This is a genomic window from Noviherbaspirillum soli (assembly GCF_015352955.1).
GTDB lineage: Bacteria > Pseudomonadota > Gammaproteobacteria > Burkholderiales > Burkholderiaceae_D > Noviherbaspirillum_A > Noviherbaspirillum_A soli.
In genome coordinates this window covers 81,785-103,203 of sequence record NZ_JACYOX010000019.1, presented here as the reverse complement: position 1 = coordinate 103,203, position 21,419 = coordinate 81,785, and the positions used below count along the sequence as shown (strand labels likewise).

Here is a 21,419-nt window from a genome sequence, read left to right as displayed (position 1 = left end):
TTGCATCAATTCCGGCGACTGCGCGTACGCTACGAACGACTGCCCTCGATTCATGAAGCATTCCTTCACTTGGGCTGCGCCCTTATTTGCTGGCGCATTTTGAAAAACTCATTTTGTTAGATGCTCTAAGTATTGGAAGCGCATAGCGCCGGGATTTAGGCCACTGGTGCGGCTTATGCTGCGGTAGAGGATTGGTAAAGCTGCGAAGCACGGTGCAGGTGATAGCCACCGGCTAGGGTGATGACCAAGCAGCTTGGGAGGCTGAGCGGTGTGACGATGCCGTAGCGGGTATTGGGCAATGCGCTACGCGCTAGCTAGCAAGAAGGTCGGGAATACTTTGCTCAGAACAAGCTGCTAATACAGGACAGGTACAGCCCGGCTAGGTGCTGGGCGGCCCTATGCAGGTACACAGCGCGGGAATGGCAAGGGCATGTCTGGCACGCCGGGATAGCTCCGGGAGGCTTGCGTTGGTACAGGCGTTCGGTCCATGGCTGGTGACGCTGGCGCTGTCGGCAGCAGTCCAAGCTGTGCATTCGTCCTGGCGAACTCGCCGTGCAGATCAATCGCTGCCCGGTCATACGCTTCTGCTGCTTCCTCGGCAGTGCCGAAGATTCCTACGTGGTAGGACATTCCGTTCATTGCGACACAAGCTAGGAACTTGCCGTGCTTGCTGTGGTAACGCACACCTTTGTATCCGCTGCGATTATTGCTATAGAGGTTGCGGTTGCAGTGATTTTGTATGGGCGTGGCGAGACGGAGATTACATGGCCTGTTGTCGTGCGTATCGCTATTGATGTGATCGACTACAAGCCCTGCATCGATACTTTGTTGATTCGCGAGCATCCATGCGATCACGTGGACAGCGTACTGGGTATTGCCGATCCTAATGCGACGATAACGTTCCTTGGTGCTTTGCTTCCTTTCCCGGCCTCGAGCCTTGCACCGCCGTACAAGCTCTCCGGTATCGGCGTCTAGAATGAATAGATTGTTTAGGACTTCAAGGCTTGGTAACTGCGTGGTGGTCATTTCGATTCCAATTCGTAGGATGCAGCGCTAGGCTGCTACGGGTGGGCGGGTGCTGCGGAGATGCTGCTTGGCACTGCCTGTACTCGGTGCTGCCTTGACAGTTCTAGCGGTACTACTCAGGCTTACTGGCTTCGGTGCTAGATCACGGAAAGCCCTAGGCAATCAGGGCGGTGCTAGGGTGCACAGAGGGATAGCTACGCAAGAACGAAGAAGCAGGTATCGCTCGCACACGGCGCTGATGTTGGCGCTGGCTTTGTGCTCGGAATGCCTCCGGAGCTGCTCAGGATTGCTCAGGGGAAGCGCAAGATGATGGGTGGTATGTCGAGTGCCTGATGGAAAGCACGCTACTCCTGTGCGTTCCTGATGACACAGCAGGGTGATCCCAACGCTGCTCTGAATGCAGAGTCACCCAGAATAGGCTTATTGAGTCAGTGTGCTTTCGCGCGAATCGTTGGGGTATCGACTCGGTGTTCTGGGAAGGCAGCGGCAGTGGAGTGGGTTTGTAATAGCTCTTTAGAGCTTATAGAAAGTGCCCTCGAAATCCTCCGGAAATCGTCCGGCGCCGGACGGTCACGCCGATGTATAGGCTGTGGCCGTACCGTTCTGGAGCCTTCAGGATCTAGCTTCGAGCGTGCCTGCACTAATCAGGGTTCGGATGTAGTCATTCACCGTGGACTTTCCTTTGACTACGCTGACGGCGATGCTGCCATACGATTTCCCAGCGAGGTACAGCTTCACAGCATCTGCTTTCCACCGGTCCGTTTCATCGAGCCTGGAATTGGCTCGTGCGGCTTCCGCTTTAGCTTCTGCTGCTTCTGCCCGTACAGTAACAAGTTCAGCTTGCATCGCGGCATCACGCTGGCGCTGTTGCTCCTGCTCTTGCATCCGCTCTGCCCGTTCCTGATTTATGAGGCGGGCAATCTTATGTGTATCCGCAAGCGCGCCAAGGCAACTAGACACAGTGCCTGATGACGCTGCGGTGATAGACGAGTGACTCACTAGGGCGCTAATACGCTGCATACCGGGATGCTCCTTGTTGTCGTTGAAGGCAGTACGAAGGCGTGTCTTAGCAGTCTTAGCAAGCAGCTTGGTAGCTTTGTCACCGACTATAGCTTGTGCCGTCTTGGTCGCTGTTGGGTACTCCCCGGACTCACAGCCGTCTAGGTGCTTGCGCAGTACAGCGGTAAAGATTTCCTGCTTCGGGTTGTACGCCAGCATCCCAACACTTGTCCGTTCCTGCGCTTGTTTGGCGGCGAGTTCATTCCGTTCTCGCTGCTGGCGCATGATGACGCTGCGCTTCTCGGCTGTGCCGTTCCCGGTATGCCCTGATGCGGATAGTCGTTCTTGGATTATCTCGGCGTATCTCGGGCCAAAGGTGTTAGCGATGTTACTGAGGGTATCCCTGCGTGCAATTACAGACTCAGTGAGCCGCTCTAGCATGCGGAGTTGTTCTTGCTGTGCGAAATTCATAGACATGGCTTTTAGATGTGAAGAGGCCCGCACAGTGGCGGGCCTTGTTGGGTTGTTAGTGATGGCGAATCGGGTTACAGCATCCGGCTCTGCCGCTGGCTCGGGGTCTGCATGGCATGCAAGGTAGCGGCCCTAAGAGTACTGATTTGCTGTTCAAGCTCGGCAACCCTAGCTGCTAAGCGGAATACGGCATCAGGAGCGCTGCGCTGTCCAGCCTGTGCAGCCTTGGCTGCTTCCTTGAAAGCCGGGAGGGCCTCTTGCTCTGCCCAATGCAGTAGGGCTTGAGCCTCAGGTTTCGAGGAGCGCATGCACTTCTTACGGAGTCCCTTCTCAGAGAGGGCTTGAACCGTGCGCTGTGCAAGGGTTTCGGTAAGGCGTACTTCATCCTTGCGGAGAGACTTCACAGCAGTGGTGCAGTTCAGGATACCAAGTGCTCGGAAAACATCGGCAGCGATGAACCAGGGCTGATCCTCAATGCTAACAATACGGATGCTGGTACTGTTGAATCCTAGCGAGATAATGCGGTCGAGGCTAGTCATGTTGATCCTTAGGAATAGTGGAGGTGATCTGTACTGCTCAGGGGGATAGCGCTGTGCTTGCTAGCGCTGGAACGCTGCAAGCTTTGTAGGCTATACAGAAGGGTTCAAGCGGAATGCTCGGTGGGACATTGCTGGGCTAGGAAGTACGCTGCTACGTTGAATAGGAGCAGGCGTTACCCTGTTCAGAGACATGTGGCTCTATCAGAGCGGAAGCCTATGTATCCAGTCTGCGCGACTCTAATGAATTCCTTCCTTGCATAACCGCAGATGTTCTTCTGTCCATACTAGGTCGCTCTAAGTTAGAGGGGCATCCTATGCCCAGGACGGGTGCTCTATCAGAATGCCTTACACCGACACAGGCGATCTTCTCTATCCAAGGTATGAGGCTCTAAGTCAGAGGGGCATCCTATGTACTCAATCTATGTGCCTCTATTCAAAGGGGCCATAGGCTGCACAGGCGGTCCTGTTCACGGTGGGTACAGCTGGGCAGGGCTGGCACGGTCCAGCGCCATGCAGGGCCGCTGCTGCAGCCGGGCGGGCATTGCTCGCGGAGGATGATCGGCGGGAGACTGTTCAGGGAGTGCGGAGCAGGATGCAAGAGCTGGAGGCAGAAAACAAGGCTGGCTCAGCGGGCCTCAGGGGCATCCGAAAGGCGGGCAGGTACGCTGCCCTTGCTTGCATTCTGGAAACCCTGCCACGGGGCTGTATTCAAGCAGGTGCGGCGGCTGTGTATCGCTTCACGGTTGAATGTGAGAGATTGAAGTGGTTGGCGGTCGCCCGGATGGTGGCGCAATGCTCGGCACGCCATGCACGGACTGCTGCGGCATCCTGTGCTGGCGGTCTGCCAAGGCTGTTTTTGCCACGGTGAGTCTTGCCAGTGGCTGCAAGCGCAGCCTTCGCGGCCTCTCGCCCGGTGGCTGTACGCTCCCTGATGCGCTCCCGCTCCATCTCGGCAACCTGAGCCAGCACGGCAATAATCAACTCTCCTACGCCCTTGCCGATGACACCAAGGCCACGGACATGAACCTGCACACCCTTGGCAAGCAACGTCCTGATGGTGCTCTGCACGTCAATGGCATCCCGACCCAGCCTATCCACGGCGTACACATGCAGCGTATCGCCCTCTCGGATGTAGTTCAGCAGGGCGCTGAAGGCGGGCCTGTTCGCAGCCAGCACAGCGCCGCTGATGCCCTCGTCCATGAACTCACGGTCAATGCTGCATCCCTGGGCCAGTGCAGCCTTCTGCGCTGATACGGATTGGTCGGAGGTGCTTACTCGGTAGTACGCGATGTGTGCCATGATGAGCGGCGTGAGGCTCAGAAGATAGAGTGCACATTATGAACTGGCGCACAATTGCCGTCAAGTATCTTATGAGCCACGCGAGAGCCCATCATTGCTGCTGGGTCACAAGGTACAAGTTGTGACCTAGGTAATGTTATAGGGAAAACGTGGGACTAATCCTGTCTCAGTATCCTTTGCAAGATTTGGCGTTCTTATTGAGCCGAAAAAAACTTGAAGGAGATCGGCGGGGATGCTTTTTGTGCTGAGTGAATTTTGAGGGCATGCCCGATTTCGCTAGGCATCTTCATTTGCGGATCGAAGTGGGGTTGGTCGAGGTGCTTTCAATCCGCAAGCGGACTAACGCTACAGCGTAATCAGCACCGTCTATAGATTGGGTTAAGGCAACTCGCCTGCCTCTGCCTTAAGGATTTTGTGCTCAAGACGGTGACAGTTCGCACATAAGCATTGGAGCGAGTCGAGGGTTGTGCGATGGTTTTCTGGCATGTCTTGTACCTGAACGTATCGGTGGTGGACTTCAATACAAGATTCTGCGTGTGTTGTGCCGTAATGATCAACTGGAACTAACCCACATTTCTCGCAAAAGAGATTCCCATGCGCCGCTTTGAATTGACTTTTTTTTGCTCTACTAGCTGCAGGTGAGCGCTCACGCTTCATGTGGGAAGTCAACTTCTTGTTTCCTTCTGTCCAATACTGGTCTTCAGGAATGAGTGTCGGAGACTCAGGAGGCTGTTCATTCTTCGCGACAATCTTGAATCCTGCATCTTCAATGCTTCTGAAACACGGGGATAAGAGTCCTGCTGTGAAATGGGCTGGGCCTACTTCGAAACCAAGGGCAAGCTTAGCCGCAATTCCGAAGACAGCTTTTGGGGGAAGCCTGTTTCCGTCATCAGTAACAACGTCGTAATCAGTAGACGGGGCAAACGGATGATCGGCGTAGCCACCAATCAACAGCTGAACTGCTTCCCATACGTTCTCTGGCCTGACTTTATTCAGTTCCGATGCAGGCAACCGTTGGGTTTTCGCAGACACCGGCTGGGGATTGCTAGGATCGCTTAACTGCCAGCGAATGCGGACAGGAATTTCGTCGGTAATGTCCACGGCTTTACCTATGCCGCCATAGGTGAACGGATCACGGCCGCCGGTCCGCCAGAACACGTGCACTTCTGAGCCAGAAGTCGTCATGCGCTGTATAGAAGGCTGATTTCTATGGCTTCCTGTTCTTCCGCGCCACACTAAGTCAGGCCCGTCGAAGTAGTTGTCGTAATCGTGACCAGTTTGGCCAGGATTGCCAACGTTGCTAAAGATAAACGTCACCCCGTCTTTCTGGGGATAGCCAGTAGCCCAATTGCCACCAATGTTGCCTCCATCACCTGCTTGTTGGCTAACTTGCTCTCGCTTGTATTTCTGTCCGACCTTAAAGCTGTACTGTGTCATAACGCGTCCTGTTAATTCACCTTCTACCTCCTTAGACACAACTAACCGTGTCCAATAGGAAACTAAACGTCAGAATACTCCTGACTAGGGCCGAAATCTACGAGTTTGGAAATCCATTCCAATTTTGTAATAGACGAGAGAGGGAATGAATCCGGTCCATCTTGGAAGGTTTCGCTTCTGGTCCGTTTTCACTTGCAATGTGGTTTGATGGGCGTCCACTGAATTACCCTGCTTGCTAGCACTGGCGGGCTCTACTGCTGGGTTTCGATCGTGTGGTCAGAAAGTACAAGGTTTCAGATACGATGCGGCCCCGTATGACATGGCGCTGCTGTGCTACGGCAGTGCGGTGGTAATGCGGCATGTTCCTTACAGCGCGGCATAGAAGCCTGAGTTTGCGGCTTTAAAGCTGGAGGGTTATACCTGCTGCACTCTCGCTGCTAGTCTATGCGCTCCTCTCCTTGTTCGTTATCCTGAGACTCTAAGATCTATACCCGCCGCTGTCACAGCTTTGTTGCGAGTACAGGGTAAAGGCGCAGGGCTTGCAAGCGACATGGCACACCCGGCTTCGCAATGTTCGCAAACGCTGGAACACCAGCTAGGGCACGAGGGGGGCAGAATCGCTTGTATTTATTGAGAGGCAGTCTCGCATACCTAATCAAAATTCGATTGACAAATTTGATGCTAGTGAAGCATGGAATCATCAAGTCTAGCCATGTCGCTAAGGTATCATTGCAGCTTGAAAACGTATGGTCTATAAATTTCAAGAAATCTATTAAGCAGATTTAATAAAACAAAAAATTCACGGAAGAGGAAATGGCAAAGCACATCAACGCAGCTTACCGAGTCTTTAGCATTGCTAACGCGTTGTCTCAAGCCCAACCGGATCAGCCAACTTTCGAGGCTTGGGCCGCAGTCCTCGGAGTTATCGCTGATAGCCCTATCGATCGTCGGGTCGCTGTTGACAAACGTCGATCCTTGTTAATTGATCAGATTCAAACCATCAAAGTTCAGATGAAGAAATTAGAGTTCAGTCAGGAGCTTTATCTTCCACATTTGGAACAGCTTCGCAATCTAATGGCTTCACTGAACAGTGATCAACACTGGCGAGCATACTTTGGATCAATTAGTCCGGAACTTCTCCTTTCACTTCAATGGTGCTCTGAAGTTTTAATTCACGAAGAAGAAGTACTTGAAGGGCCACAAATTGAAGAATGGATAGTCTCCGTTGAGAAACTAATCGAAAAAATTCAATCCAGTCTTTTGCCTAATGAAATTCGTGCATTTATCACAAACAATCTTTTAACAGCGCTTGACGCGTTGCATGGCTACAGGATTACGGGACTCAAGACTATGGAAGATGCCCTAATTCGCACTCAAGGAGAAGCCAGTATTCGAGCAAATGTATTGCGAAGTGCATACGCTAAAGTAGATGAATCTGAACAGCAATTGGTAGAAGAGTTTCAATCCCTTGTAAGAGAGATGAGTGAGGCAGCAGACGAAGCTGATAAAACTCGACCTCCTATTGCTGGTCAACTTGGACAACTGAATGCATTGTTTGGGATAGCGTTACCTCGCTCCTAATTCCATTACATTAGCGAACTTAATAAACGTTCAATTGTGAATGGACTCGAAACGTGTTTGAACTCTTTATCCTGCCAGAAAATTTTTGGCCTGATTTAACCAAGACTCTTGTAGGTTCATTTGTTGGCGCTAGCCTTGCATTCAGTTCAAATCTATGGTTTCACCATAAAGACAGAAAACGCAAGCATAAAGCAGCAGGGAACCTTGCACTTGCAACAGCCATTCGTCAGTGGAATGATTTTCTTGTAATTCGGAAGGGCTTTATGCAAACAAAGCAAGCCATTACTGAGCAAAATGCTAGTGTCCCGATTTACCTACAGGCAAAGCCAACTCATTATTACTTTAGCGAGAATCTAAAGTTTGATTATGCCTCATTAGCATTTCTGTTTGAACATGGGAGAGCAGAGTTATTTACCACGCTTGCTTTAGCAGAGCAGCGGTACTACGATTTAGCAAGCGTCATTAAATTGTACACAGCAGCAGCTGAGACGATGCAATCAAGATTAGCTTCGACGGATTTTTCTAGCGATAAAGAATACAATCTTTCAGATGTCGAATTTGCAATTGGACCTGACCTACTGTGCAAATTACAAGATACTGTATCCGGCCTATTTCAAAGATTTGATGAAGATGAGTCCTCTTATACTAGCGCAATTACAGATTTACGATCTGCTATGGTACAAGTATTTGGCGACAAGGGGATTGTTAGCACAGCTAAAATCGGTTGACCAATTCTATTTCACTTTCTCAGTCGTTGCTCCATTCAATAATTGCTATCATGCCCATACCAGATTATCAAAGCTTAATGCTACCATTATTACGACTGGCGGGAGATGGTGAAGAACATCGTTTCCGTGATGCTGTTGAGAAGTTAGCGGTTGAAGCTAATGTCACAGACGACGAGCGTAACACAATGCTACCTAGTGGAACAGCGCCTCTTTTCGACAATCGGGTTGGCTGGGCGAGGACTTATTTAAAGCAAGCGGCACTCCTCGAATCCAGGAAGCGCGGTGTGTTTAAGATTACCCCAAGAGGGAAAGACCTCCTTTCACAAAATCTGCCACGCATCGATAATTCTGTCCTAGAACGGTTTCCTGAATACCTTGAATTCAAGAATCGTCGCAATGAAGATAAACAGTCAATTCAGCTTCCAGCGTTAGTGCAGCCAAGTTACATAGCTAAAATTAATGGCGGAGTATCTGATTCGACCCCTGAGGAGGCCTTTTCGCAAGCGTATCAGCGACTTCGAAGTAATCTTGAAGTTGAGTTGCTAGAACAGATCAAATCTTCGTCCCCCGCATTCTTTGAACGTCTTGTGATTGATCTACTGGTTGCTATGGGTTACGGCGGTTCTCGCCAAGATGCTGGAAGAGCGGTCGGGAAAAGCGGCGATGGGGGAATTGACGGAATCATTAAAGAAGATAAGCTAGGCCTAGATGTGATTTACATCCAAGCCAAACGCTGGGAAGGAACTGTTGGGCGTCCTGAAATACAAAAGTTTGCCGGGGCACTTCAAGGGCAGCGTGCTAATAAGGGAGTTTTCATTACTACTTCGGGATTCTCAAAAGATGCTGAAGATTATGTAAGCCTAATCTCATCAAAAATTATTCTGATTTCGGGTGAACAACTTACAGCATTGATGGTAGATCACAATGTCGGTGTGTCCCCTGTGAGCATTTTCGCGCTAAAAAGGATTGACTCAGACTATTTCGAAGGTGAGAACGTTTAGCACCTCGGAAATGCATTTGTATTTAGAAATGTAAATGACTAAAGTTTCAAGCGTGCTAATTTCTGTAAAATCTCACTGTGATAGGGACAGTTTTATTATGGGTTTAGCACAGATCGGGCCAAAGAGGCTGCAATGGGCAAGTTTATTGTAGCCATTAAACTCGATTTTTATTCCCGAAACTCGCGACGAGAGCTGAACTTTCTGCCGCAGACTCTCGCCATTTAAACACCTGCTAAAACAATAATGTTATAGAATTTCCTTTCAATTTTGAAGCTATAGAAGGTTAATGAATTAATGTACAACATTTCGGAATCCCCATCACGAGAAGAAGTCTTAACTTTTCTATCGAAATCAGCAAGTTATGGAAATTTAGGTGCATTTATAGGTGCTGGCTTCTCAAAAGCAGTTTTGAATGACACTGGCAGCGAGATCGCTCTTTCTTGGGGAGAACTGCTCAATCGGGCATCATCTGAAATGGGCATTGATTACGACAAAATTTGGAAGGAAGGTGTCGGTTACCCGGAGGTTGCTTCAGAGATTTGTAAATTGCATGCATTGGCAAACGGAAACGATCACGAAAAGTCTCTCAATGAGTTAAAGCGAATGATCGCTAATTTGACTAGCTGGTATCCGGACAAAGACAAACGCGAAAAGTTTTCAAAGTACTTAGAAAGCTTATCACCAGCATGGGTTATTACAACAAATTACGATCTAATCATTGAAAGTTTGCTCACAGGGAAATCGATACCACTCGGACCGAACGATTCTCTTTCGTCGCAAAACGGGGTAATACCAGTCTTTCATTTGCATGGGATCCGGACAAACCCGGAAGAAATAATAATTGCACAGGAAGATTACGTGGCCCTCTTTAGGCCTAGTGAATACAGGCAGATTAAGTTGGCGTTAACCATAAAAGAATCAACAACCCTTTTGCTTGGCTATGGCGTTGGAGATGTAAACGTCTTAACGGCTCTAGACTGGTCGCGGAATGTGTTCAAAGGCAACCAAGCGAACTATCCTAATGACGTTGTTCAAGTCCTTCGCAAAACGAACCCAAATGAAGCTCCCTATCGAGACAAGAATGGAATTGTGATTATCGAAGTAGAGGATCTTTCAGAGTTCTTCCAACAGTATCTGGAAGTGCGAAGCAGGGTTATCGCCGAAGAAAAGTTAGAACGTGAGAATCTAACGGAACTGGCTCAACGACTTGACGCGGCAGACGTTAAGATGATTGACCAATTTATTGACGATCAAGCCTTTAGGGCAGACATGTTAAACACTTTAGGCAAATCCTCAATTTATCTTATCTCAGGTTTCGTATTCTTCTTAAACAAATGCATTGATACGACGTGGGCTCGTACAAACGTTTGGGGGGCTTTTCATGAGTATAATAATTACTTAAAGATTATCCTTGACATACTAACTTCCTTTTCGATGGCGCAGTTCCCGCCAGCTTTATTTCAAACAGCTGCCTACGGATTGTATCGCACAGCGTATTACGTGGGCGATGGACCTGGACAGTCTTGGGTCGCCAATAAGACTTGGCAAGCCCGTAAAAAAGAATTATCCCCAGAAGTAATTCGCGAAATAAGGAACTTTGCTGCTCAGCACGATTATCAGCCTCTTGAACATTTAGTTTTAGGTCTCTAGTCTAACGAGCTTTATTCCTTTCACATTTAAAGCCTACATTAGAACGATACTCGGATGCTGTATAAGTTAAATTTTTAAGCCGACTTCCGCTAACCTGCCTTCTCATTCCTTTTGCTAGATAGCTTGCACTGAGACGCCCTTTACCCTACGCTTGGTGTGGGCTTCGTTTATGTCCCAATCATGGCCCAAATCCTGCGCAAGAAGCAGAACAAATGTAACAGCCGATCTTGAACTATCAGCCACTTAGCGATTGAAAGCCACATGTGCAAGGCGGTGGACCGGGGGATGGTGATGACGGACGTGAAGGTGCTGGAGAAGCATGGGGGGAAGTCGGGCGACTGGGTGGCCGGAGCCTGAAGAGCGCAGCGTCAGTCCCCTGAGCGCAGCCATCCGCTGATCATTCGTAGGGTGGAATACCCCGAAGGGGCATTCCACCGATAGTTCCAAGCAGGGAAGCCAGTCGTTCATGCAGCTCCGGTTTGCGGCCCATGAAGTGCACCGCGCCGGCAGCCGAAAAACCCATCTCAGCGCTTTGGCGCAAAGCAGCCCAAGTGCGGCCGCCTTGCACCAAGTCCCTGGCCAGGCGCATGCTTCCCGCGACATTACCTGCCACCGACAGGCAAGGTCGCGCCGGCAATAACAAGCTTTAAAACTCGAACCCGCCGCTCTGCCTCACCTCCCTCGATACCTCCCCGCCCAGCATCGCCACCAGCTTCTTCGCCAGTTCCGGTTCCGCCGCCCTGCTGCATACCGCCGCCGTGTACACCGTTGCCAGCTCGAATTCCGGCGGCAGCGCGGCCACCAGCTGCACGCCGTCGGTGTAGAGGATTTCCGTCACCTGGGTGCATCCCAGGAGGCCCGGCTCGTCGCAGGCGGCCATCTGGGCCATGGCGGTGGCGCCGTTCGGGAAGGGCCGCAGCGCCTTTTCCACGTCGGCCAGGATGCCCAGCTGCTTCACCACATTGATGAAATGGATGCCGGCGGTGGCCTTCTGCGGGTCGGGGAAGTAAATGGCCCTGGCCGCCAGCAGCGCAGCGCGCAGGCCGTCGGCGCTGGAAACATCCGGGCGTGGCTGGCCGCGCTTGACCGCGACGCCGGTTTTCACACGACCCAGCGGCGCGGCGCTGCCGGGCATTACCCGGCCCGAGGCTTCCAGTTCGGCGATCAGCGCCTGGGTCAGGATAAGCACGTCGCAGGACGCGCCTGCCAGCAGCTTTTCCTTCATCGCGCCGACCGCGCCGAAGGTGCCGGCGATGCCGGCGCCGGTCTCGCTGCGGAACGCCTCCTGCAATGCCTTGACCACGCCTTGGGCGGCGCCGCCGCTCAGAATCTGTACATCCATTTCTTCTCCTTTGATTGTCTGTTCCCGCTGCCGGCATTCAGAGCAGCAACGGGGTAATGCGCTGCGCCGTCAGCGGCAGCTCCCGCACCCGTACGCCCAGCGTGCGGGCCACCGCGTTGGCCAGGGCCGCGGCAGTCGGCCCGAGCGCGGCCTCGCCGGCGCCTAGCGAAGGCGCGTCCGACGGCATGATCGCCACGTCCACCGCCGGCACCTCCGAAAAGCGCAGGATGGGGTAAGTCTCCCAGCTGTCGCTGGTGACCCGCTCGTCGTCGAAGGCGACTTCTTCCTTCAGCGCCCAGCTGCATGCCTGGATCGCGCCGCCCTCGATCTGGTTGACCACGCCGTCCGGGTTGATCACGGTGCCGACATCGACCGAGATGGTCAGCCGGACCGCCCGGATCTCCTGCCCCGCCTCGATCTCGGCCACCACCGCGCACCAGGCGCCAGTGTTCTTGTAGCGGGCAAAGCCGATGCCCAGCCCGCGCTCCGGCGGCAGTTGCGTGCCCGGCCACCCGGCCCGGCGCGCGGCATCCTGCAGCACCGCGCGGGCGCGGGCGTCGCTGCAATGGGCGAGGCGGTATTCCAGCGCATCGCGGCCGGCCGCCAGCGCCAGTTCATCCATGAAGGACTCGATGGCAAACACATTGGCCAGCGCGCCCAGCGCCCGCAGCGCCGAGGTGCGCAGCGGCATGGTCAGCAGGCGCTGGCCAGTGGCGCGCCAGGACGGGAAGTCATAGCAGGGCTGGGCATTGCGCTCGGCGCCGCCGCCGGCCACCAGCGGCGCATTCACCGCCAGCAGCGGCGGAAACGGTTCGGCCGCATGAAAGCTTCCCAGGAGCGCCGGCGTGGCGGCGCGGCCGGGGCGATTGCTGTGGCCATTGCCGCGCACGACGTGGCGCCAGTCCAGCACGGCGCCGCTGGCATCGACATCGGCTTCCAGATCGACCAGCATGGCCGGGCCGAACGGCGACCAGGCCAGCTCGTCGGCGCGCGACCACTGGACCCGCACCGGCACGCCCGGCATGGCGCGCGCCAGCCAGGCGGCGTCATAGGCGACATCGTCGGCGCCGTTATGGCCATAGCAGCCGGCGCCCTGCGCATGCTGCACCGTGACGTCGTCCGGCCGCAGCGCAAAGGCCAGCGCCAGGTCTTTCCTCAGGTTGTAGATGCCCTGGCTGTGGGTCCAGACCGTCAGATGGGCGCCATCCCACAGCGCCAGCGCGCAGGAAGGGGCAATCGATGCATGGGCGATATAAGGCTTGCCGTAGCTGGCCGACAGAGTGGCCGCGGCCGGCGCGGCTGCCGTGCCGCCTTCGCTGGCGGCAATCGGCGCCGACTGCGCGGGCTGCCGCCGCATCCAGCCGGCCAGGTCGTGCCGGTCGGGCAGCGGCGCCGCCGCGGGCGACAGTTGCCAGGCCAGCAGCGGCGCCGCCAGCGCGGCGGCGCGCTCTGCCAGGTGCTGGCTGGCGGCGACCACCGCCACCAGCGAGCCGTCGCACAGCAGTTGCGCTTGGCTGCTCTCCAGCGCGGCGGCGGCAGCGTCGCTGGAGACCAAACGCGCGGCGGGACCGGGCGGACGCAGCATGCGGCCATGGCGCATGCCGGGCAGAACGATGTCATGGATGAAGTGCGGCAGGCCGAACACCTTGGCCGGCAGGTCCAGCCGGGCGGCGGCCCGGCCGACCAGGCGGTAGGCGCTGCCGTCCTTGGGTGCGACCAGCCCGCTGGCCTCGCGGTCCAGGTCGACCTTTTCCGCCAGCGCCCAGTAGCTGGTGCGACGGCCGTCGGCATGGACGATGTCGCCGTCGACCGTGCACAGGTCCGCCGGCGCGCAATCGAGCAGCGCAGCGGCTGCCTCGATGAAAAGATGACGGGCTTCGGCGCCGGCGCAGCACAGCGCAGCGCCCGATTCCTGCACCGACAGGCTGCCCGAGGTCACCGCCTCGTCCGGACTGGTTGCGGTGCTGGCGGGGATCATGCGCACCTGGTCCAGCCGCAGGTCCAGCTCTTCGGCAACGATCTGCGCCAGCGCGGTCAGGATGCCCTGCCCCAGTTCCACCTTGCCGGACAGGACGTCAACGTGCCCCTGCACGGAAAAGCGCAGCCACTGGCACAGCCGGCGGTTGCGCTGCATGCTGCCCGGCAGCGGCGGCCCCAGGCTCTGGCCCTCGGTGGCGCTGACATAGGCCATGTTCATGGCTGGCCACCGATTGCGGCGGCGGCGCGCAGCACCGCGCGCACGATGCGGTTATGCGCGCCGCAGCGGCACAGGTTTCGTTCCAGCGCTTCGCGCACCTGCGCCTCGCTGGGGGCAGGATGACGGCGCAGCAGCGCGGCGGCGGAGATGAGCATGCCGGAAGTGCAGTAGCCGCATTGTGCCGCCTGCTCGGCGATGAAGGCCTGCTGCAGCGGATGCGGCGCGTCCGGGCTGCCCAGCCCTTCCACCGTGGTGACGGCCTTGCCGGCCACGGCCCACAGCGGCGTATCGCAGGCCGGCACCGGATGGCCGCCGACCAGCACGAAACAGGCGCCGCACTGGCCGGCGCCGCAGCCATATCGGCTGCCCTTCAGGCCCAGCAGGTCGCGCAGCGCTTCCAGCAGCGACAGGTCGGGGTCTGCCTCGATCTCGCACTCGCGGCGATTGACCAGCAGCGTGACGGTGCCAGGCTGGCTCACCGATCCGCCTTCGCTCCGGAAAGTTTCACGATGCGGGCCCATTTGGCGATGTCGTCCTGCATGTACTTCGAAAACGCGTCAGGGCTCATCTTCATCGGCGTGGCGCCCTGCCTGGCCCAGGCCTGCACCACCTGCGGGTCGGACGCCATCTTGCCCACTTCCTCGTTGAGGCGGTTGACGATGGCCGCCGGCGTGCCCTTGGGCGCCAGGAGACCCAGCCAGATCACCGCCTCGTAGTCCGGCACGCCGGACTCGGCCATGGTCGGCACATTGGGCAGCACCTGGGAACGGGTCTTGCCGGTGGTGGCCAGCGCCTTGACCCGGCCGCTCCTGACGAATTCGACCATGGTCGGCACCGCGTCGAACATCATGTCGACCTGGCCGCTGAGCACGTCGGTGCGGGCGCCGGAACTGCCCTTGTAGGGAATGTGCAGAATGTTGACGCCGGCCATGGCCTTGAACAGTTCGCCCGCCATGTGGTACGGCGTGCCGGGGCCGGAGGAAGCATAGGACAGGTCGCCCGGCCTGGCCTTGGCCATCTTCAGCAGTTCGGCCGTGGTGCCGGCTTCCAGCGTCGGCCGGGTCACCAGCACCAGGTCGGAATAATTGATCGGCGCCACCGGCGCGAAGTCGCGCATCAGCTCGTACGGCTTGCTGGCGAACAGCGACTCGTTGACGGTATGGGTGTTGGACATCAGCAGCAGGGTGTAACCGTCCGGCGCGCTCTTGGCCACTGCCTCGGTGCCGATCAGCGACCCGGCGCCGGGCCGGTTCTCCACGACGAAGGATTGCTTCAGCACATCCTGCAGCCGCTGCGCCACCGCCCGGCCGTAGACATCGGCCGGCCCGCCGGCGGCGAACGGCACGATCAGCTTCACCGGCCGGGTCGGGTATTCCTGCGCCAGCGCGTGGCCGGCGCCAGCCAGCAGCAAGGAAGCGAGCACGGCTGTCGCCGCCCGCTGGAAAGGTACAGCGAATCTGTTGCGCATGATGGTGTCTCCTCCGCCTTCGTTTTATCTTGATGCGCCTGCCCAGGGCGGCTGGATGCAGGCCTTGCTTAATTGGTTTTAATTGGTTTTATGAGGTTTGAATATTGAACCAATTTAGCAGCGCCTTCGTGCGGTTGTCAATCAACAATTACGTATGTGGTCAGCCTGGCCGACATCCATTATTATCTGCATTCCCCTCCCGACCCTGGCCGCCCTTGTCTACCGATACCGCTTTTCGCCTGAAGGAAATGCTGCTTGCCGACCTGCGCCGCGGCCGCTGGCAGCCGGGCGAACGGCTGCCGGCCGAGCGCCGGATGATGGAAGACTTCCAGGTCGGACGCTCGACGGTGCGGCGGGTGCTGACCCAGATGAAGGAAATGGGCCTGATTACCCAGAGCGTCGGCAGCGGCACCTATCTGGCGGCCGACGCTCTGGAGCGTCTGGCGCAGGCCGCGCCGGCGGCCGATGCGGTGCTTCCCACCCTGGGCACCAGCCCGGCCGAGCTGATGGACGCGCGCATCGCCTTCGAGCCGGCGCTGGTGGAGATGACGATCCGCAATGCCAACAGCACCGACTTCTCCATCATGGAGCAGTGCCTGAACAAGGCCGAGGATGCGATCAGCTTCGAGGAGTTCGAACACTGGGATGGCGCGCTGCACCAGGCGATCGCGGAGGCGACCCATAACAGTTTCGTGCTGACCGTGTTCCGGCTGATGCATGAAGTGCGGGAGCGGGCCGAATGGGGGCAACTCAAGCGAAAGAGCCTGACGCCGGAGCGGCGGCGCGCCTATCAGCAGGAGCACCGCATGCTGGTCGATGCACTGCGCGAACGGGATGGGGCGCTGGCCCGGAAAGCGATCATCGAACACCTGACGCATGTAAGACGCAATCTGTTCCACCCGGAAAGCATGGAATAGGCAAGGCACGGCGCCCTGGCCATCGCCATGCATTTGACAAGGCGACATAAAGGAGACTGCGATGGTGAAGTTGACTTTGCTGTATGGCCACCCGGCCGATTCGGCGGCGTTCGAATCCTATTACGCCAACACCCACCTGCCGCTGGCGGCCAGGATACAAGGCTTGCGGCGCACCGAGTTCTCGCTGGTCAGGGGGACCGCTGACGGCAGCAAGCCGGCCTACTACCGGATCGCCGAACTTTATTTCGACGACATGGACCACATGCAGCAGGTCATGGGTTCCGCCGAGGCCAAGGTGGCGGTGGCAGACCTGCCGAATTTCGCCAATGGCGGCGTGACCACGCTGGTGTCGGAAATCAGCTAGCCGAGCATGAAAGGGCTTACTTGCCGATACCGGCTGGACTGCCCCCCGGCACTGCGTTGCGGTTCTTCCCCGTAGGTATGCCACGACGCATTGCCGCGCCCGCCCTTGCATCCGCGGCATAGCGCCCATGCCGGGCGCACCAAGTAAAACGGCACCGCTTGCGCGATGCCGTTCCGTACCATTCACCGCCGGCCCCTCCAGCCGGGCCTGCAGCCTGGCTGCAGGCCTACTTTGCGCCTGTCTCGAACCACTTGGCGATGGTGCCGCGTTCCTGGTCGGTGATCTTGGTCGCGTTCCCCAGCGGCATGGCCTTTTGCACCACGACCTGCTGATAGATCTGCTGGGCATGGCTGCGCACCGATTCCGGGGTGTCGAGCATGATGCCCTTGGCTGGCGTCGGCATCATGCTCGGCTGCGCCGCATGGCACTGCACGCAGCGCTCCTGCATGATTTTCTGCACCTGGGCCAGTTCCACCACGTCGGTGGCCGCCGCGCCGCCGGCGCCGGCCTGGACGGGCGCGGACGGAAGGGCCGATGGCGACAGCCAGGCCACGACGCCGGCCAGCACCGCCACCGCCACCGTCGGATAAGCCAGGTTGAGCTTGCCCTTGTGGCGCAGGATGAAGAACTGGCGGATCAGCACGCCGGCCAGCATGATCAGCACCAGCACCAGCCAGTTGTGCTTGTGGCTGTAGGTCATGCTGTAGTGGTTTGACAGCATCGCAAACAGCACCGGCAGCGTGAAGTAGGTGTTGTGCACGCTGCGCTGCTTGCCGCGCTGGCCGTGGATCGGGTTGACCGGCTCGCCGGCCTTCATCGAGGCAATCACCTTGCGCTGGCCGGGGATGATCACGAAGAATACATTGGCGCTCATGATGGTGGCGATCATGGCGCCGATGATCAGGAAAGCGGCACGGCCCGAGAACAGATGGCAGGCAGCCCAGGCGGCAGCCACCACGTACAGCACCACCAGCACCGCCAGCAGCTTTTCCTGCTTCTGCAATGCCTTGCAGGCGATGTCATAGACCAGCCAGCCCAGCACCAGGAAAGCCAGGGCGGCGACCACCGCGACCGTCGGGCTGATATTGGCCACGTTCGGGTCGATCAGGAAGACCCTGGGGTTGAACAGGTAGAGCACCGAGAACAGCCCGAAGCCGGACAGCCAGGTGCTGTACGACTCCCAGTAGAACCAGTGCAGGTCCTGCGGCAGCGCAGGCGGCGCGCCCAGGTATTTCTGCGGATTATAGAAGCCGCCGCCATGCACGGCCCACAGCTCGCCGCCGACGCCCTTTTCCTTGAGCGCCGCGTCGATCGGCGCGCGCAGGCTGTTGTCGAGCCAGACGAAATAGAACGACGAACCGATCCACGCAATCGCCACGATCACATGCAGCCAGCGCAGCAGCAGATTGGCCCAGTCCAGCAGATAACCTTCCATGCTCTTGTCTCCTTGTGCCGCCGGCCTTAGCTGCCGCGATAGGTTGAATAGCTCCACGGGCTGGCCACCAGCGGCACGTGGTAATGGCGGCTGGCGTCGGCCACGCCGAAGCGCAGCGTCACCATGTCCAGGAAGGGCGGCTGCGGCAGGTCGATGCCGAGGCCGGCGAAATAGGCGCCGAGGGCAAAGTCGAGTTCATAGATGCCGGCCTGGAATGCGTCGCCTTCCAGCAGCGGCGCATCGCAGCGGCCATCGTCGTTGGTTTTTGTTGATAACAGATGCTGCCTCTGATTGTCGACAATCCAGTACAGCGAAAGTTGAATGTTTTGTCCCGGCCTGCCATGGGCGGTATCCAGGACGTGCGTCGTCAAGCGGCTCATTGATGCTCCATCATTGGGGTTTGGACTGATACCTGGGCGGTATCACGAGTGGGCGGGACGTATCTCTGCTGGAGACTGCATTCACCCGGAGGGGGTTAAACAAAATCGGAAATAAATTGTTGACAATCCTAGCCTCGGTTGGCATCCTCGTCAACCAGTGAAATCGCTATCCTTCTCCCCTTCCTAGCATGAGCACACGCCCAAGACTGGTTGCCGCCAATTCGCCGCCGTCCGAGTCCGCGCCGTCGGATCTCAACATATCGGCCGAAGAGCGCATGTACCTGGAAATCTACGACGCCATCATGGAGCACCGGCTGCCGGCCGGCACCAAGATGGCCGAGCAGACGCTGGGCGAGATCTATGGCCTGGCGCGGCACCACGTGCGCAAGGTGCTGGGGCGGCTGGCAGCGGACGGCCTGGTCGACCTCGAACCCAACCGCGGCGCCTTCATCGCCAGCCCCGATGCGCAGGAAGCCCATGACATGTTCGACCTGCGCCAGACGCTGGAGCAGAGCGTGGTGCAGAAGCTGGCGCAGCAGGCCGGGCCGGAAGACTTTGCCCGGCTGCGCCAGATGATCGCCGACGAGCGCGATGCCTACATGCAGGGCAACCGCCCGCTGTGGGTGAGGCTGTCGGCCGACTTCCATATCGCGCTGGCGCGGCTGTCGGGCAATGCGCTGGTGGTGGACATCCTGCGGCGGCTGGTGTCGCGCACGACGCTGCTCATTTCCACCGCCGACGCGCTGGCCGGCCAGCAGCCATGCTCGTTCGACGAGCATCTGGCCGTGGTCGACGCCCTGGAGCGCAAGGATTGCGCCCGCGCCCAGCAGGAAATGGCGCGCCATCTCGATCAATGCGCATGCCGCATGCTGAACCGCCCCGAGCGGCGCTTCGACCTGCGTGCCGCGCTGGGCAAGGCCGAGCAGGCCTGAGCGCCGGCATGCCTCTTCCCTGACGAACCGGCAAAGCTAACCCTGCCCCACCCCAGCCCAATAATAAAAATACCCATCCACCTTCCCGGAAACCGGAGACAAGCATGTCCTTAGCCCATACACCTTTCCCAGCGCGCCCGGACCGGCCCGCCACCATACCGGCCTCGCCGGACGCCGACGCGGCGCTTGCCGACGCCAGCCTGCCCTCCGCCGTCGACGAACGCCTGCCGGCCGGCAAGCTGCTTACGCTCGGCCTGCAGCATGTGCTGGTGATGTATGCCGGCGCGATCGCGGTGCCGCTGATCATAGGCCGGGCGCTCAAGCTGCCGCCGGAGCAGGTGGCGGCGCTGATCAGCGCCGACCTGTTCTGCTGCGGCCTGGTCACCGTGATTCAATCGCTCGGCTTCGGCAAGCTGTTCGGCATCAGGATGCCGGTGATGATGGGCGTGACCTTCGCCTCGGTCAGCCCGATGCTGGCCATGGCCAACAATCCCGCGCTGGGCGTCACCGGCATCTTCGGCTCGGTGATTGGCGCCGGCGTGATATCGCTGCTGATTGCGCCGTTCGTGAGCCGCGTGCTCAAGCTGTTTCCGCCGGTGGTCACCGGCACCGTGATCGCCGTGATCGGCATCACGCTGATGCGGGTCGGCGTCAACTGGGCCGTCGGCGGCCCGCCCAACCTGGCCAAGATTCCCGACCCGGCCTTTGCCGGCCTGGTGGAAGCGGCCAAGGCGGCCGGCGCCGCACTGCCGGCCGGACCCGCGCCGATGATTCCCAACCCCGCCTATGCGGCGCTGGACAACCTGGGCATCGCGCTGTTCGTGCTGCTGGTGATCCTGGCCATGGCCAAGTACGGCAAGGGCTTCCTGGCCAATATCGCGGTGCTGACCGGCATTCTCGCCGGCACCGTGCTGGCCTGGGCCATGGGCAAGGTCAGCTTCGAGAAGGTGGCCGCAGCCAAGGGCTTTGCGCTGGTGACGCCATTCCAGTTCGGCATGCCGACCTTCGATGCGGTCGCCATCCTGACCATGACCATGGTGATGCTGGTGGTGATGATCGAGTCCACCGGCATGTTCCTGGCGCTGGGCGACCTGGTGGGCAAGCCGATCCGCGAGGACGACATCAGCCGCGGCCTGCGGGTCGACGGCCTGGGCACCATCATCGGCGGCGTCTTCAATACCTTTCCCTACACCTCGTTCTCGCAGAACGTCGGCCTGGTCGGCGTGACCGGCGTCAAGAGCCGCTGGGTCTGCGTCGCCGCGGGCGTGATCCTGATCGTGATGGGCGTGCTGCCGAAGATTGCCCAGGCTGCCGAAGCGGTGCCGCAGTTCGTGCTCGGCGGCGCCGGCCTGGTGATGTTCGGCATGGTGGCCGCCACCGGCATCCGCATTCTCTCCGGCGTCGATTACAAGACCAACCGCCACAACCAGTTCATCGTCGCGGTGTCGATCGGTTTCGGCATGCTGCCGCTGGTGGCGGAAAACTATGCGCAGCACATGCCCAAGTCGCTGTCCTCGCTGCTGCACAGCGGCATCCTGCTGGCGGCGATCTCGGCGGTGCTGCTGAACCTGTTCTTCAACGGACTGGCGTCGAGCGAGCAAGCGCGGCAGGCTGCGCGCGACAACACGCACGGCGCCGAATAACCTGACTATC

19 protein-coding genes and 2 pseudogenes are annotated in these 21,419 nt (G+C 57.9%); 10 read left to right on the top strand and 11 right to left on the bottom strand.

Annotation, left to right across the window (positions count from 1 at the left end):
• A pseudogene (locus tag IGW04_RS25805) lies at window positions 1–120 on the top strand (IS5/IS1182 family transposase); the annotation flags it as partial.
• A 276-nt stretch (window positions 121–396) separates the two neighbouring features.
• Here the strand turns inward: IGW04_RS25805 and IGW04_RS26235 are convergent.
• The 5 genes from IGW04_RS26235 to IGW04_RS15000 form a co-directional block, all read right to left on the bottom strand.
• Window positions 397–843: an AP2 domain-containing protein gene (locus tag IGW04_RS26235; protein ID WP_407672128.1), complete on the bottom strand. Its 447-nt coding sequence runs from the start codon at window positions 841–843 to the stop codon at window positions 397–399.
• 795 nt (window positions 844–1,638) lie between these two features.
• Complete coding sequence (locus IGW04_RS15015; protein WP_194713889.1) at window positions 1,639–2,496, bottom strand: hypothetical protein; 858 nt, start codon at window positions 2,494–2,496, stop codon at window positions 1,639–1,641.
• Window positions 2,497–2,570: 74 nt separating this feature from the next.
• The gene (locus IGW04_RS15010) at window positions 2,571–3,035 is read right to left on the bottom strand and encodes a BRO-N domain-containing protein (protein WP_194713888.1); all 465 of its coding nucleotides are present in this window, start codon (window positions 3,033–3,035) and stop codon (window positions 2,571–2,573) included.
• Window positions 3,036–3,743: 708 nt separating this feature from the next.
• Entirely contained in the window at window positions 3,744–4,334 is a 591-nt protein-coding gene (locus IGW04_RS15005) for a recombinase family protein (protein ID WP_194713887.1), read from the bottom strand.
• 378 nt (window positions 4,335–4,712) lie between these two features.
• On the bottom strand, window positions 4,713–5,771 hold the full coding sequence (locus IGW04_RS15000; RefSeq protein WP_194713886.1) for an HNH endonuclease: 1,059 nt from the start codon (window positions 5,769–5,771) through the stop codon (window positions 4,713–4,715).
• A gap of 813 nt (window positions 5,772–6,584) precedes the next feature.
• Between IGW04_RS15000 and IGW04_RS14995 the strand changes: the two genes are divergently transcribed.
• The 5 genes and pseudogenes from IGW04_RS14995 to IGW04_RS14975 all read left to right on the top strand — a co-directional run.
• Window positions 6,585–7,352, top strand: a complete 768-nt coding sequence (locus IGW04_RS14995) for a hypothetical protein (RefSeq protein WP_194713885.1) — start codon at window positions 6,585–6,587, stop codon at window positions 7,350–7,352.
• Window positions 7,353–7,405: 53 nt separating this feature from the next.
• Complete coding sequence (locus IGW04_RS14990) at window positions 7,406–8,080, top strand: hypothetical protein (protein ID WP_194713884.1); 675 nt, start codon at window positions 7,406–7,408, stop codon at window positions 8,078–8,080.
• Window positions 8,081–8,130: 50 nt separating this feature from the next.
• Entirely contained in the window at window positions 8,131–9,081 is a 951-nt protein-coding gene (locus IGW04_RS14985) for a restriction endonuclease (protein ID WP_194713883.1), read from the top strand.
• A 294-nt stretch (window positions 9,082–9,375) separates the two neighbouring features.
• The gene (locus IGW04_RS14980) at window positions 9,376–10,731 is read left to right on the top strand and encodes an SIR2 family NAD-dependent protein deacylase (protein ID WP_194713882.1); all 1,356 of its coding nucleotides are present in this window, start codon (window positions 9,376–9,378) and stop codon (window positions 10,729–10,731) included.
• 261 nt (window positions 10,732–10,992) lie between these two features.
• Window positions 10,993–11,088 (top strand): annotated as a pseudogene (locus tag IGW04_RS14975) (cyclic pyranopterin monophosphate synthase MoaC); the annotation flags it as partial.
• A gap of 289 nt (window positions 11,089–11,377) precedes the next feature.
• On the opposite strand, the gene IGW04_RS14970 reads toward IGW04_RS14975, so the two are convergent.
• Genes IGW04_RS14970 through IGW04_RS14955 form a run of 4 tightly spaced genes read right to left on the bottom strand, consistent with a single transcriptional unit; the run spans window position 11,378 to window position 15,738 of the window.
• Window positions 11,378–12,073, bottom strand: coding sequence for a molybdate ABC transporter substrate-binding protein (locus tag IGW04_RS14970; protein WP_194713880.1), 696 nt, complete (start codon window positions 12,071–12,073; stop codon window positions 11,378–11,380).
• Window positions 12,074–12,110: 37 nt separating this feature from the next.
• On the bottom strand, window positions 12,111–14,270 hold the full coding sequence (locus tag IGW04_RS14965) for a xanthine dehydrogenase family protein molybdopterin-binding subunit (protein ID WP_194713879.1): 2,160 nt from the start codon (window positions 14,268–14,270) through the stop codon (window positions 12,111–12,113).
• A complete protein-coding gene (locus tag IGW04_RS14960) occupies window positions 14,267–14,791 on the bottom strand; it encodes a (2Fe-2S)-binding protein (RefSeq protein ID WP_194713878.1) in 525 nt (174 codons plus the stop codon). Before IGW04_RS14960 ends, IGW04_RS14965 begins: the two co-directional genes overlap by 4 nt.
• A complete protein-coding gene (locus tag IGW04_RS14955) occupies window positions 14,746–15,738 on the bottom strand; it encodes a tripartite tricarboxylate transporter substrate binding protein (RefSeq protein ID WP_194713877.1) in 993 nt (330 codons plus the stop codon). Before IGW04_RS14955 ends, IGW04_RS14960 begins: the two co-directional genes overlap by 46 nt.
• A gap of 215 nt (window positions 15,739–15,953) precedes the next feature.
• On the opposite strand from IGW04_RS14955, the gene IGW04_RS14950 reads away from it, so the two are divergent.
• Window positions 15,954–16,655: a FadR/GntR family transcriptional regulator gene (locus tag IGW04_RS14950; protein ID WP_228527111.1), complete on the top strand. Its 702-nt coding sequence runs from the start codon at window positions 15,954–15,956 to the stop codon at window positions 16,653–16,655.
• Between the two features lie 61 nt (window positions 16,656–16,716).
• The gene (locus IGW04_RS14945; RefSeq protein ID WP_194713876.1) at window positions 16,717–17,019 is read left to right on the top strand and encodes an EthD family reductase; all 303 of its coding nucleotides are present in this window, start codon (window positions 16,717–16,719) and stop codon (window positions 17,017–17,019) included.
• Between the two features lie 226 nt (window positions 17,020–17,245).
• Here IGW04_RS14945 and IGW04_RS14940 read toward each other — a convergent pair whose 3' ends face one another.
• Together IGW04_RS14940 and uraH are read right to left on the bottom strand one after the other, a co-directional pair.
• The gene (locus tag IGW04_RS14940; RefSeq protein WP_194713875.1) at window positions 17,246–18,454 is read right to left on the bottom strand and encodes a urate hydroxylase PuuD; all 1,209 of its coding nucleotides are present in this window, start codon (window positions 18,452–18,454) and stop codon (window positions 17,246–17,248) included.
• 26 nt (window positions 18,455–18,480) lie between these two features.
• Complete coding sequence (uraH, locus tag IGW04_RS14935) at window positions 18,481–18,834, bottom strand: hydroxyisourate hydrolase (protein WP_194713874.1); 354 nt, start codon at window positions 18,832–18,834, stop codon at window positions 18,481–18,483.
• Between the two features lie 188 nt (window positions 18,835–19,022).
• On the opposite strand from uraH, the gene IGW04_RS14930 reads away from it, so the two are divergent.
• The gene (locus tag IGW04_RS14930) at window positions 19,023–19,766 is read left to right on the top strand and encodes a GntR family transcriptional regulator (protein WP_194713873.1); all 744 of its coding nucleotides are present in this window, start codon (window positions 19,023–19,025) and stop codon (window positions 19,764–19,766) included.
• Between the two features lie 104 nt (window positions 19,767–19,870).
• A complete protein-coding gene (locus IGW04_RS14925) occupies window positions 19,871–21,409 on the top strand; it encodes a nucleobase:cation symporter-2 family protein (RefSeq protein WP_194713872.1) in 1,539 nt (512 codons plus the stop codon).
• Window positions 21,410–21,419 lie beyond the last annotated feature (10 nt).